Origin of the sequence: Streptomyces sp. NPDC046909, assembly GCF_040644695.1 — a bacterium.
GTDB lineage: Bacteria > Actinomycetota > Actinomycetes > Streptomycetales > Streptomycetaceae > Streptomyces.
The window spans coordinates 479453-492598 of record NZ_JBEYXC010000003.1; the positions used below are offsets into that span (position 1 = coordinate 479453).

General features: G+C 74.4%; 12 protein-coding genes. 5 read left to right on the top strand and 7 right to left on the bottom strand.

All coding sequences use genetic code 11. The features are described from left to right. Positions 1-15: 15 nt before the first annotated feature. On the top strand, positions 16-1263 hold the full coding sequence (locus ABZ928_RS10965; RefSeq protein WP_361516926.1) for an amidohydrolase: 1248 nt from the start codon (positions 16-18) through the stop codon (positions 1261-1263). 23 nt (positions 1264-1286) lie between these two features. Here ABZ928_RS10965 and ABZ928_RS10970 read toward each other — a convergent pair whose 3' ends face one another. The 5 genes from ABZ928_RS10970 to ABZ928_RS10990 form a co-directional block, all read right to left on the bottom strand. Continuing rightward, on the bottom strand, positions 1287-2657 hold the full coding sequence (locus ABZ928_RS10970; protein WP_361516928.1) for an extracellular solute-binding protein: 1371 nt from the start codon (positions 2655-2657) through the stop codon (positions 1287-1289). Positions 2658-2761: 104 nt separating this feature from the next. Then, positions 2762-5344, bottom strand: a complete 2583-nt coding sequence (locus tag ABZ928_RS10975) for a caspase family protein (RefSeq protein ID WP_361516930.1) — start codon at positions 5342-5344, stop codon at positions 2762-2764. A gap of 4 nt (positions 5345-5348) precedes the next feature. Next, a complete protein-coding gene (locus ABZ928_RS10980) occupies positions 5349-5696 on the bottom strand; it encodes a hypothetical protein (RefSeq protein ID WP_361516931.1) in 348 nt (115 codons plus the stop codon). 114 nt (positions 5697-5810) lie between these two features. Further along, positions 5811-6869, bottom strand: coding sequence for a hypothetical protein (locus tag ABZ928_RS10985; protein WP_361516933.1), 1059 nt, complete (start codon positions 6867-6869; stop codon positions 5811-5813). Positions 6870-6938: 69 nt separating this feature from the next. Next, positions 6939-8111 (bottom strand): PP2C family protein-serine/threonine phosphatase, encoded by a 1173-nt coding sequence (locus ABZ928_RS10990; protein WP_361516935.1) that lies wholly within the window; start codon positions 8109-8111, stop codon positions 6939-6941. 117 nt (positions 8112-8228) lie between these two features. Here ABZ928_RS10990 and ABZ928_RS10995 point away from each other — a divergent pair, with 117 nt between their 5' ends. Then, a complete protein-coding gene (locus tag ABZ928_RS10995; protein WP_361516937.1) occupies positions 8229-8672 on the top strand; it encodes a hypothetical protein in 444 nt (147 codons plus the stop codon). A gap of 61 nt (positions 8673-8733) precedes the next feature. On the opposite strand, the gene ABZ928_RS11000 is transcribed toward ABZ928_RS10995, so the two are convergent. Further along, complete coding sequence (locus tag ABZ928_RS11000; RefSeq protein WP_361516938.1) at positions 8734-9279, bottom strand: SH3 domain-containing protein; 546 nt, start codon at positions 9277-9279, stop codon at positions 8734-8736. Between the two features lie 144 nt (positions 9280-9423). Between ABZ928_RS11000 and ABZ928_RS11005 the strand changes: the two genes are divergently transcribed. Further along, on the top strand, positions 9424-9954 hold the full coding sequence (locus tag ABZ928_RS11005) for a hypothetical protein (protein WP_361516940.1): 531 nt from the start codon (positions 9424-9426) through the stop codon (positions 9952-9954). Here the strand turns inward: ABZ928_RS11005 and ABZ928_RS11010 are convergent. After that, positions 9869-11257 (bottom strand): PLP-dependent aminotransferase family protein, encoded by a 1389-nt coding sequence (locus tag ABZ928_RS11010; RefSeq protein ID WP_361517642.1) that lies wholly within the window; start codon positions 11255-11257, stop codon positions 9869-9871. The two genes, ABZ928_RS11005 and ABZ928_RS11010, sit on opposite strands and share 86 nt — an antisense overlap. A 97-nt stretch (positions 11258-11354) precedes the next feature. Here ABZ928_RS11010 and ABZ928_RS11015 point away from each other — a divergent pair, with 97 nt between their 5' ends. Next, positions 11355-12134 (top strand): alpha/beta hydrolase, encoded by a 780-nt coding sequence (locus ABZ928_RS11015; protein ID WP_361516942.1) that lies wholly within the window; start codon positions 11355-11357, stop codon positions 12132-12134. A 100-nt stretch (positions 12135-12234) separates the two neighbouring features. After that, on the top strand, positions 12235-13143 hold the full coding sequence (locus ABZ928_RS11020; protein ID WP_361517644.1) for an endonuclease/exonuclease/phosphatase family protein: 909 nt from the start codon (positions 12235-12237) through the stop codon (positions 13141-13143). Positions 13144-13146 lie beyond the last annotated feature (3 nt).

Below are 13146 nucleotides of genomic sequence, written 5' to 3' on the forward strand. Positions count from 1 at the left end.
CATACCCTGCCGTCCATGACCTCCACCTCCCCCGCCGCCCGCACCGCCCTGGACCTCACCGCCGCCCTCCCCGTCACGGACCTGGAGGACTTCTACCGGGACCTGCACCGCCACCCCGAACTCTCCGGCCGGGAGCACCGGACCGCCGCCCGGCTCGCGGAGCGGTTGAAGGAGGCGGGGTACGACACCGTCGAGGGGGTCGGCGGTACCGGGGTCGCCAGCGTCCTGCGCAACGGGGACGGGCCGGTCGTCCTGCTGCGCGCCGACATGGACGCACTGCCGGTGCGGGAGGAGACCGGGCTGCCGTATGCCTCCGAGGCGGACGGCGTGATGCACGCGTGCGGGCACGATCTGCATGTGACCTGGCTGGCCGGGGCCGCCGAGGCGCTCGCGGCGGGGCGGGACGCCTGGTCCGGGACGCTCGTGCTGGTGGGGCAGCCCGCCGAGGAGACCGGCAGCGGGGCGGCGGCGATGATCGCGGACGGGCTGTACGAGCGGGTGCCGCGGCCGGATGTGCTGCTGGGGCAGCACGCGGCACCGGGGCCGGTGGGGCTGTACCCGCATGTTCCCGGGCTGATTCTGTCGGCCACCACGGACGTCGACATCGTGGTGCACGGGCGCGGTGGGCACGGGTCCCGGCCCGAGACGACCGTCGATCCCGTCGTGACGGCCGCGTACATCGTCACGCGGCTCCAGACCGTCGTCAGCCGGGAGGTCGCGCCCCGCGAGTCCGCCGTGCTGACCGTCGGGCGGATCGAGGCCGGTACGGCGGCCAACATCATCCCGTCCACCGCCCGGATCTCCCTCAACCTGCGCACCCAGTCGGAGGCGGTACGGGACCGGATGGTCGCCGCGATCCGCCGGATCGCCGAGGGCGAGTGCCTGGCCGCCGGGTGCCCGCGCGAACCGGAGGTGACGCTGGGCGGCTCCTTCCCGGTGACCGTGAACGACGCGGAGACCGACCGGCGGATCGCCGACGTGCACCGCGAGGTCTTCGGCGACGGCACGGTCTTCGACCCGGGCCCGGCGATGGGCAGCGAGGACTTCTCCCGGCTGGCGGCGGACGGACAGCCGTACTCCTTCTGGTTCGTGACGACCACACCGGCCGCGACCTGGGACGCGGCGCCCGGCGGCGACGACCTGCTGGCCCGGCTCGACGCCCTGCCCAGCAACCACAGCCCGCACTTCGCGCCGGACCTGTCGGTGGTGGCACCCGGGGTGCGGACCCTGGTCTCGGGAGCCCTCAGCTACCTGGTGCGCTGAACGGGCCCCTCCGGTCAGCGCACCTAGTCCGGCAACGCCTTCCGCAGCGCCTCGTCCAGCGCCGCCGCCACCTCCGCGTCCCCCGGCGGGCTGTCCCCCAGCAGCGGCCCCAACTGGGCCGTGAACGTCTGGGTGAAGGCGCCGTACAGCGGGGTGCGCGGGCGCTGGACCGCGTTGCGCAGGGCGGGGAGCAGGATGCGGCGGGCGTAGGCGGGGCGGCCCTCCGCGTCCCGGGGCATGAGGTCGGCGCGCTCGCCGGTCGGGGAGGGCGAGGGGGTCGTCGCGGACAGGGCGCAGCGGACGCCCTCGCTCGTGTACGCCGAGGTCCGTGTCGCCGCGAACCCCGCGTCCAGCAGACAGCGTTCGCTCTGCTTCCCGGTGAGGAACCTGATCAGCTCGGTCGCCTTGCCGGCCCGGGCCGAGCCCTGGGCGACGGCGAGGTTCTGGCCGCCGAGCACCGCCCGGCCGGGGAGCGGGGCGACGCCCAGCCGGTCGGCGGGGAAGGACCGGTGGAGGGTGCGGTAGGCGTACGGCCAGTGCCGCAGGAACGCGGTGCGGCCGTCGGCGAAGTCGTCCAGGGTGGCGGCCTCGTCGGAGCGGACGGCGTCCTGGAGGGTGTACGGGGCCTCGGTGCGGCGGCGGAGTTCGGCGATCCCGGCGGTCAACTGGCCGACGTCACCGTCGTAGTGGCCGTCGGGGGCGGTGAGCCGGAGGCCGGGGACCGCCGACGCGAACGCCTCGACCGCGTTGACCGTGCGGCCCTCGTAGGGGGCGAGCTGGGTGGTCCAGCCCTTCTCGTAGGCGCCCTTGGGCGGGTCCTCGTCGATCACCTCGACGAGATCCTCCAGTTGCCCCCAGTCGAGGCCCGCGCTCAGGTCGGTCCGGGTGATCCCGGCCGCCTTGAGCAGGTCGGGGCGGTAGTAGAGGAGCCCCACGTCGCTGTTGAACGGCACCGCGTACACCCCGCCGTCCCAACTCGCCGTCTCCGCGACCGACTTGATGTGGTCGGCGTCGAGCACATCGGCGGGCAGCGGGCGGATGAGCCCGGCGGCGGCGAACTCCGGCACCCAGGTCACGTCCAGGTTGACGACGTCGTACGCCGCGCTGCCGGACTGGAGGGCGCCCAGCAGCTGGCTGCGCTGTTCGTCGGCGCTGCCGGAGAGCTCGACGAGCCGGGCCCGGTACCCGGTGTTCGCCGCCGCCTCCCGCTCGTTCCACGCGTCGATCAGCTGCTGCCGGATCCCGTTCTGCCCGGTGACGTCCCGCCCCCCGGCGACCACGATGTCCCCGGCGACATCGACATCGGGCGAGGGCCCGGCGGCGGGGGAGCCGCCGGTACAGGCGGCGAGGACCAACAGCAGGGCGGTGACCAGCAGTCGGGACCGACGGACCACGCCTCCGCCCCCAACTCCGCTCAGAGCTCCGCCCCGAACCCCTCGCCCCCGCCGAGCCGCCGGCAGGCACCCCCGCCGTCGGCTCATCAGCCCTCCCCGGCCCATCAGCCCTCCCCCGTCCCCGTGCGCGCCACCTCGTCCGTCAGGCCCGCTCCGAGGTCGTCGTCGGCGTCCAGGCAACGGCCCCCGCTCGCGGTGGAGATACGGGCCGCGGGCCGGTCGGGGTCGCAGCCGCCGCTCTTCAGGGAGACCGTGGCCACGGGGACGCGTGCCGAGCGGGCCCGGGTGAGGACGTCGTCGAGGGCGGCGCCGGTGAGGCGGTTGTCGTCCTCGCCGTCGGTGACGTACACGACGAGCTGTGGGCGGTCGTCGGCGGCGCCGCGGCCTGCCATGTCGTCGAGCGCGGCGAGCAGCGCGGCGGGCGGATCGGCCTCGGCGCCGCGGACCCGGGCGCGGGCGTCGATCTCGCGTTCGGCGTCCTTGCGGGCGTGCGGGCCGAAGGGGAGGGCGGTTTCGTAGGGGCGGTCGCCGGAGGTGCCGGAGACCGCCCAGACGCCGTACTCGTCCGCGTCCCCGAGCCCGCCCAGGGACTGCTTCAGCAGGCCGGGGCCGCCGCTCGGCCCCTCCCACAGGCCCGCCATCGAGCCGGAGCTGTCGAGGAGGAAGAGGACCCGGCCGGGGCCGTGGACGGCGCGGTAGGTGGCCAGGGCCGCCGTCATCTCGTCGCCTCCGGCGGATTCGTCCAGCGGGGCCGGATCGGCCAACACCCCCGGGGCGGGGGGCGCTTCGAGGCGGCCGCCCGGGGTGCGGAAGCCGTCCCGGGCGAACACGGCCCGGCCCTGCCGCCCGGTCAGCCAGCTCCGGAACCGTCCGGCGGCCTCGTCGCGCGCGGACTCGTCGCGGTCGGCGCCCCGCCAGCGCACCCGGACGAAGGTGGGCTGCACCCCGGGCACGTCATTGGCGTACTGGGCGGTGCGCGGGGTGCGGGTCGTGCGGTCGCAGCCGACGCCGCTCTTCAGGAGGAACTCCGGTACGAGGGCGGCGGTGCGGTTGTCGACGGCGTCGTCGTCGGGCAGCGTGCACAGCAGGTCGGCGGCGGTCGGGGCGGGCGGCCCCGGCTGGGCGAGCTTCTGCTCGCCGGAGGACGGGTCGGTGTTCTCGGGGCCGTACAGACCGACCGTCGCGAGCAGCGCGGAGGCGGCGAACTCCGGGTCGGGGCGGCGCACTTCGGCCTTCGGTTCGCGCGAGCGCAGCTGCTCGATCATCACGGACAGGGAGAGTCCGACCTGGTCCCCGCGCGCCTTGCCGGCGATCCGTTCCGGTACGGCCAGCACGACCGGCGAGTACGCCAACGGCTCCTCGTCCGGCGCCAGTTGGGCCACGGCGTCGCTGTCCTGGGCGGCGGCGACCCGGGCGGCGTCGGCGGGCGAGGCGGGTATCCACACGTCGGGCTGCGGGCCCACGTCGCGCTGCGGGTTGGTGTCCTCGTCCGGCGGCTCCTGCCAGGCCACCGAGTCCTGGCCGAGGGCGGCGACCGTGTCGGCGGCGCCCGCGCTGTAGACGGTGATGCCGCTGCGCCGGCAGCCGTCGCCGGTGGTGTTCGCCGCCGACGTCAGATAGGCGTCGGCGGCCGCGGTGACGGTCGGGGCGAGGTCGGGGTCGGTGAGGACGCGCAGTTCGAGGGGCGGGGCGCAGGGCGTCGACTCGGAGGTGAGCACGACGATGCCGTAGCCGCCGAGGCCGGCGGCGGCGAGGGCGAGCAGGGCGGTGAGGCGGGTCGGGCCCACCGCGCGCAGCAGCCCGAAGACGCGGGAGCGGCGCGTCCTGGCGGCGAGCGTGGCGGCCCGGGCGGCGAGGAGCGCGGGCAGGGCGCGCAGGGCGGCCAGGAGGGGCCGGGGCGGTCCGGGCTGCGGGGGTGCCGGGGGCGGGGGCGGTTCGGGAGGCCGTACGCCCGCCGCCGACAGCAGCACGTCCTCGTCCGGCTCCGCCCTGCTCTGCGGCTCCCAGGGGTCGCCCCGCACGGTCTCGTGGCCGCCCGCCGCCATCCGGGCCCGTAACGCGTCCGACAGCTCCCGGAACCCCAGCTCGCCGCCCTCGTCGAGGAGTCGGACGAGTTCGGCGGTGTACGGGGTCGGGGTGCCCGGTTCGCCCGCGTCGACCCGGTGGTTGGCCTGGACGCTCATCAGCAGCAGCACGCGCCGCTTGTCCTCGAACCGCTCCCACAGCCAGGCCGCGTTGCCCGCGAAGCAGCAGTCGAGGATCACCACGACCCGCTCGGCCGGGCTCCCTGCGAGGACGGTCAGCACGGTGGTGAACATCTCCGCGCCCGGGAACACCGCGTGCCGCCCGGGGACCACGCGCGCGTTGTGCATCTGGAGGAACAGCTCGTCGCCCGCGCTCGGGATCGCGCCGTGCCCGGCGAAGTACAGCAGGAGCAGTCCCTCGGCGCCGCCTGCGGCGGTGTGCAGGGCCCGGTTGAACTCGTCCTGGGAGGGCGAGCGGGACACGGTGATCTCGTGCTCGCCGAACACCCGGCCCCGCAGCAGCGCGTCCCGCAGCCGGCTCACATCGTGCTTGACGGCCGGAAGGTCGCCGGGCACGCCGTGCGGCGGCTCGGTGAACTCGTACTCGGAGACGCCCACCAGCAGCGCCCGGTTCACCCGGCCGCGCGGGTCGAAGCGGGTCACCGGCCTACCTGTCGTCGGGGAGGTCCACGAGGTCGACGCGGCCCGAGGGCGGATCCCCGTCCTCCACGCCCCGGCGGACGTCCCGCCACTCCGCCACGGACCGTTTCACATACTCCAGCAGGTCCTTGGCGACCGCGGCTCCGGCGCCGCCCGCCATCGCCACCACGATGTCCATGCCGATGCCCATCGGGGCGCCGGTCTCGTCGGTGCGGGGCCGTTCCTGGATGTGCAGTTCGCCGGCGCGCACCTTCTCGTCGAGGCGCTGCTCCCGCTCCAGCCACTTGCGCAGCGCGCCGATGTCGCCCTCGCTCGCGGTCCCGTCCAGCCTGACACGGATTCCCTGGTAGGCCACTCCATCCCCCTCAGCCATAACTCACCATCATGACAGGCGAGTTGTGCGCACGGGAGGGGTCGTACGGCACCCCTGTGAAACGACGTCGTCCGTACGGTGATCCGGTCCTCGTCCTCACGAGCCGAGCGTCTGCAACTCCCGCAGATGCTTGTGCACATGGTCGAGGGCGCCCTCCCGGCGCCCCGGCACCCGTGCCCGCAAGTCGGCCAGCGCGGGCCCCAGTTCACGGGCCCGGGCCGGGTCGGTGATCTGACCCCACTGGTGGTGGGCCCGGTCGACGGCGGCCTCCACGGCGGGCGCGTCCGGGGCCTGCCCGGCGGTCAGGCGGGTGGTCGCCACCGCCAGCCACGCCCGGCAGCTGCGCGCCGGATCCCCGGCGAACATGGCGAGATCCGCGCGGACTTCGCTCCAGTGCAGGGCCTCCTCGGAGGCGGGCCCCTGGGCGCGTACGGCGGTCAGCTCGTGGTGCGCGGCGAGCGCGTCGGCGTCCCCGTGCCGCCGGGCGGCGACGGCGGCGGAGATCAGGGCGTGCGGGTCGCCCGCGGCGGGCCCCCGCGCGGTCAGCACGTACCCCACGCTCTCCTGCGGGAGCCGGCTGAGCGCCTGCTGGTGCAACTGGTCGAGCGGGGGCCGGTGTCCGCTGCGCAGGATCGTCGCGACGGCCTTCATGTACGCGGGCGTGGCGACCGTCCGTCGGGACGGCGGCGGGGCGATGCGGCCGTGGACGGCGCTGTCGCGCCCGGTGTCCAGGGGGTTGGCGCGCAGCCACTCCCAGGTCTCCGGGTCGGCGTGCAGATCGAGGACGAAGTCCGTCGCACCGGCCGGGCGCAGCCGCAGTTCCTCCCGGAACCAGTGCCAGGGGAAGGCGGTGTAGCGGACCGTGGCGGGGGTGGTGCGGGCGAGGGCGAGGTGCGGCAGACGCTGCCGGCGGTCCAACTGGAGCTGCCCGGTGACGAACACGGTGAGCGGGCCGGGGGCCGCGGCGGCGGCGCGCAGCCGCGTCAGCACCGCCTGCGGCTCCAACGGGTCGGCGAGCTCTACGACGTTGGCGGTGTCCGTGCCGGACAGCACAGCCGGCGGTACGGCCGCGAGGACCGGGAGCACGGAGGCCGCGTCGACCAGACACCCCTTGCCCGCGGGCGCGGCGGCGAGCAGCAGCACGGTTCCGGGCATCGGTCCCTCCCCATCCCCCGTCGATCACGTACGGCAGCACCGTAACCGCTGCGGCTGCAAAGGTGGACCTCAGGACTGCAAACGTCCCTTTCCTGCCGGGTCGTCGCCCGCCTGCCGCCGTGCGGGCCGCCGTACCGCGAACACCGTCGTGTCGTCCGCCAGCCGTCCCCCGCAGTGCCGCAGTGTGCCGTCGCGCACGAAGGCGACCAGGCGCCGGGGTTCGGCGATCCGCGGATCGGCGGCGACGGCGTCGGTGACCTCGGCGGCCAGCGGATAGAAGCGGCCCTCGGCGTCCCGGGCCTCGGTCACGCCGTCCGTGGTGAGCAGCAGCGTCTCGTCGGGGGCCAGGGGCACGCGCCGCACCGGCGGCGGACCGTCGGCGGCGAGTTCGCCGAGGCCGAGCGGGAGCCCCTCGCCGGACGGCAGATGGCGCACCCCGCCGGGGCCGGCGATCAGCGGCGGCTCATGACCGAAGACGACCACGTCCACCGCGTCGGGAGCGTCGTCGGGAAAGCCGAGGAGTACGGCGGTGGCGAACCGGTGTTCCTCCTCGCCGCGCCCGAGGGCCTTGATGTGCCCGCGGTGCCGCAGCATCCGCACCTCCAGGCGGTCGGCGACCGTCGTGAGGTCCGCCTCGTGGTACCCCGCCTCACGGAAGGTGCCCAGCAGCGCCGCCGCCGTCTCCACCGCGCCGAGCCCCTTGCCCTGGACGTCCCCGACGAGCACGCGGGTGCCGTGCGGACCGGGCTGGATGTCGTAGAAGTCCCCGCCGACCCGCGCCTCCACATCGGACGCCAGATAGACCGCCGCATGGTCCAGACCGGCCCAGTCGTCGGGCAGCGGGCGCAGCACGGTGCGCCGGGTGGTGTCGGCGACGTCCCGCATGTGCAGCATCCGCCGCTCCCCGCGCACCCGGACCGCGCAGGCCAGCACGGCGAGGGCGCCGCCGATGCCGACGAGGAGGAAGTCGGGCAGTCCGCTCTGGTACCGGTCCGGGTACGAGGTGTCGGCGAGGAGGAAGGTCAGCAGCGCGAGCACCGCGAAGGCGGCGGTGCCCCACACCCCGCAGATCGCGGCGGCGATACCCGGCACCAGCACGACCCACGTGATCATCTGGAACTCGCCGGCCGTGTTGAAGTCGATCAGCGTGATCCCGACGAGCATCAGCAGCGGCGGTACCCAGGCCACGCTGCGGCCGCCGATCCGCAGCAGCTCGCTACGGCTGCGGACGTCGCGCTTCATGCCGTTCAGCGAAACACGGGGGGTTTCCGCCCGCCATCCGACTTGCCAGGGGTCCTCGGCAGGTGTGCTCTGGAATCCGGGGGAATCCGGGGGGCGAGGAGAGAGAGGAGTCCTCTCATGGCTCATGCGGCACCCGCGTCCGGCGGTATGACCGGTGGCGGCACCCGACTGCCCGACATCTTCAGCGAGCGCGTCCACAGGGCGGCTCGGTACGGGATCCCCGTGGTCCTCGGGCTCGTCTACGGCTACTGGGCCGCGGCGAACCGGCGTGGCGGCGGTGAGATCACCGGCTGGAACATCCTGTTCGGTTTCGTCACCGCGATCGCCTTCATCGTGCTGTGCATCGCCGTGGCGACCTTCGCTCCGCTGCTCAAGCGCGAGCTGCATTCACTGGTGAAGTCCGCGTTCGCGGGGGCGGCGATCGGGTTCCTGTACAGCCAGACCGGGGAGAGTGTGCTCCGGTCCATCGCGCTGGGGGTGGCGGTCACCGCGGGCGTGTTCGTGGTGTTCTTCTACCGGTATTACACGCATGAGGACGCCGAGGGGAACCGGGTGTACTGACGGGGCGCGGCAAAGGGGCCCGGCATGGGATCGCCGGGCCCCTTTGTCTCCCTCTCATCCCTCACCCGCCGCCCGGGAACATGCCCCAGGCGTCCGCCGAGGATCCGGCCGCGCTCCAGCTCCATGAGCCGGAAGCGCTCCAGGAGCCGGACCCCGACGCGCTCCACGAGTCGTTCCAGTACGGGTCGTCCCAGTTGCTCCAGGAACCGTCCTTCCACTGGGGGCACGGATCGGAGCAGCTCGGCACCGGGCGGCCGCCGGTGTCGACGAACGCGGCGCTGGCCCAGCCCTGGGCGCCGACGAGCCAGTACCAGTACGGGTTGCCGTTGACGCTCTGCCCCAGGACCATGCACTCCACGCGGTCCTGGCTCCATGGCGAGAGCTGGGTGACCACGGGCGAGTGCGTGGTGGGCGCGGCCCTCACATTGAGGTCGACGCCGGAGACGATGGTGCCCCAGATCGGACCGCCTGATCCCCCGCCACCACCATGCCCATCGGCATACGTCGGCGGGGCGGCGGCGGCCGAGGTGCCCGCTGCCGCGACGGCCAGGGTGCCGCCGGTGAGCAGGATCGCGGCCAGGGTCCGCAGGGCCGGAGTGGTGCGCATGAATCGGCCTCCTTCTCCCCAGAACCAGGAAACACCCGTTCGGGTGAACCCTCCACCGGAGAGCTCGCCGGCGGGGGTGCCGCGATGCGCCCATATGCAGTCACCCCGGTCGCGCCCCACCCCTGGCGGGCCTTGCCTGGAACCGTGCGCCCACGCCTCCGCAACGCCCTCTCGGCCCTCCTCATCGCCCTGGCCTGTCTGCTCGTGCCGTTCGGGGTGCTGGCGGCCTGGGCGACCTACGGCAGGAATGTCCGGCTCCCTCGCCTGAGGCATCAACTCACCGACCCGTACGTGCCGTTCGAGGTCGCCGGTTTCTGGCTGCCCGTCACCGCGCTCGCCCTCGCCGCCGCCGGGATCGCGGTCGCCGTGTGCCGCCGCCGCGCGGTCACGGCGACCTCCCTCGGCACGGCACTCGGCGGCGCCTTCCTGGGCCTCGCGGTGGCACTGGGCCGCCACCTGACCCTCGCCGACCTGCACGCGAGGCACCGCCCGGCCGCGGGCGCCATCTACGACACCCTCACCGCCACCCTGCGCACGGTGTCCTGGCTGCTGGTCGCCCTCGGCCTCACCGCGGCCGCCGCCACCTGGCTCACGGCCCGGTACGCGCGACGCCGGCAAGCGTCCGCAGCGCCCGTCGCAGATCCGGCACCGCGGTCGACGCGAGTCCGAGCCTGACCGCGTCCGGCGTCCGGCTGGGATCGACGGCGAAGGCGGGCCCCGGCGTCACGGCGATCCCGTGCGCCGCGGCGGCGGCCGCGAAGGTGTCCGCCCGCCAGGGCGCGGGCAGCTCCCACCAGGCGTAATAGACCTGCGGATGAGCCCGTACGACGCCCCGGGCGCCCGGGATGCCCCTACCGGACTCGCCGCCCCCGCCGAGCCCCTCCAGCTCCTCGGCCACGATCCGCTGCCGCTCCGCCGCGTCCGCCCGCTTGGACTCCACCAGCCGCCGCACGACCCCCGCCCCGGTCACCCGCACCGCCGCCTCCAGCGCGAACCGGCCCGCGCTCCACCCGCCGGAGCGGATCGCGGCGGCCACGGCGTGCAGCCGCTCCCGGGGTGCGACGACGAAACCGACGGTCAGCCCCGGCGCGACCCGCTTGGACAGGCTGTCGACGACATGGGTGAGGCCGGGTGCGTGGGTGGCGAGGGGGTCGGGGGTGCCGGGGCTGTCTGGGGTGCCGGAGTGCAGGAAGGACCAGATGCGGTCCTCCACGACGGGCAGCCCCAAGTCCGCCACAGCCGCCGCCAGTTGGCGTCGGCGCTCCCGCCCCACCGTCAGGGACGTCGGGTTGTGCAGCGTCGGCTGGAGGTAGAGCGCGGACAGGGGTGCGGTGCGATGGGCCGCGGCGACGGCCTCCGGCAACGGCCCCTCCACGTCCCCGGCGAGCGGGACGAGGGCGATCCCCAGCCGCGCCGCGATCTCTTTGACCAGCGGATACGTCAGTTCCTCCACCCCGACCCGGCCGCCGGGCCTGACCAGGGAGGCGAGGGTGGCCGCGATGGCCTGGCGGGCGTTGCCGGTGAACAGCACACAGGCGGGGTCGGGCCGCCAGCCCGGCGCGAGCACGTCGGCCGCCGCCGCGCGGGCCGCCGCGGTGCCGGTGGCGGCGGCCGGGAGGAGGGCCTCGGCGAGGACGTCGGGGCGCAGGAGGGGTTCGAGGACGGGGGCGAGGAGCTCCGACTGGCCCGGTGCCGTCGGGTAGTTGAGCTCCATGTTCACGGGCGCCCGGGTCGCGTCCTCGGTGAGCGCCCGCCCGGTGGGCCCGGCGGGGGCGGCCCTTACGAAGGTGCCGCGCCCGACCTCCCCTACGACCAGACCCCGGCGCACGAGTTCGCCGTACACCCGCCCGGCCGTGGACCCGGCGATCCCGCGCCGCCGGGCGAACTGCCGTTGCGGCGGGAGCCGTTCGCCGGGTTTGAGCCGACCGGCCTCGATGTCGGCGGCGAGCCGGTCGGCGATGCGTCGGTAGTCCTCCACAGGTCCCACTGGTCCCCCTACGTGCGACGATGCTGGATTGCACCGAGGGCAAAGATCTTATTGCACCGAGGAGTTGGGGCGATCTAGGGTCGGTGCCATGGCAGCCGAAAACGCCGAAAACATGGCAACAGTCCCAACAATCCCTTTGGTCCTGGTCCACGGCCACCCCTTCGACCACACGATGTGGACCCCGCAGATCGAGGCCTTCTCGGCCTCGCGCCAGGTGATCGCCCCGGATCTGCGCGGCTACGGGACGTCCCCGGTGACGCCCGGTGTCACCGGGTTCCCGGAATTCGCCCAGGACATCGCGGCACTGCTGGACGAGTGGGAGGTGTCCGCGTGTGTCCTGGCCGGCCTCTCCATGGGCGGCCAGATCGTCATGGACTGCTACCGGCAGTTCCCGGAACGGATCCGGGGGCTGGTCCTCGCCGACACGTTCCCGGCGGCGGAGACACCCGAGGGCGTCACGGTCCGGCACGCCATGGCGGACCGGCTGCTGCGGGAGGGCATGCGGGGGTACGCCGACGAGGTGCTGGAGAAGATGGTCGCGCCGTACGCGGAGGCGGAGGTGAAGGCCCACGTGCACCGCATGATGACGGCCACCGGCCCCGAGGGCGCCGCGGCGGCCCTGCGCGCCCGTGCCGCCCGCCCCGACTACCGCGAGCTGCTGACCCGGGTGACGGTTCCCGCGCTGGTCGTCGTAGGAGCGGACGACGAGTACACCCCGGTGAGCGACGCGGAGGCGATGCACGCCGCGCTGCCCGACTCGACGCTGCTGGTCGTCGAGGGCGCCGCCCATATGCCGAACCTGGAGCGGCCGAAGGAGTTCAACGAGGCGCTGGGGGCGTTCCTGACAAAGGTCGACACGTCCTCGTAGGGTCGGGGCAGTGAGCAGCCCACCGGAACCACCGGAGCCACCGGAACAGCCCGCAGGACGTTCGAGGAGCCGGAGACTCGGCGTCTGGACCGCCGTCGCGCTGTTCGTCGGAGTGAGTGTCGTGATGGGATTCCGGGCCGCCGACAGCGACGGATTCACCCCCGTCCCCCAGTTCCTCGCCTTCCTGCCCTGGCTGGTCGCCCCCACCGCGCTCGGCCTCGCCCTCACCCTGCTCGCCCGCTGGTGGCCCGGCGTGGTGTGGAGCCTCGTCCTGCTGGGGCTGCTGGCCTGGTTCATCGAGCCGTACGGGAGGACGAGCGAGCCGGACGGGCCGGTGCTGGCGTCCCTGAAGGTGCTGACGTCGAACGTGGAGTTCGGGCAGGCGACCGACGCGCTGGTCGGCGTCGTGCGCGAGGAGAAGCCGGACCTGGTGTTCGTGCAGGAGTGCGAGTACGTCTGCGACGCCGAGCTGAAGCGGACGCTCGCCGGCGACTATCCGTACCGGCGGGCCGTGGCGGGCGGCGGTTCGGCGGGGTCGGTGATCCTGAGCCGGTTCCCGCTGAGGGCGGCCGGGACGATCCCCGGCACGATGGGCATGCCGGGGGCCGTCGCGGACGTGCGCGGGAACGACGTACGGCTGCAACTCGCGCATCCGATGCCGCCGCTGCCCGGACAGCTGGACGTGTGGCGACGGGAGCTGGGCGAGGTGCGGGACTTCGCGGCGGGACAGGCGGGGCGGCCGACCGTGCTGGCCGGGGACTTCAACGCCTCCCAGGACCATGCCGCGTTCCGCCGCATCCTCGACACCGGGCTGCGGGACGCCGCCCGGCTGGCCGGGGACGCCCGTACGCCGAGCTGGCCGGCCCGGACCGCGCCGACACTCGGCGCGCAGATCGACCACGTCCTGCTGTCGGCGGACTTCTCGGCGGAGTCGGCGCGCTTTCTGGAGCTGGCCGACACGGACCACCGGGCGCTGCTGGTGGAGATCACGCTGCACGGGCGGGAGTGACGT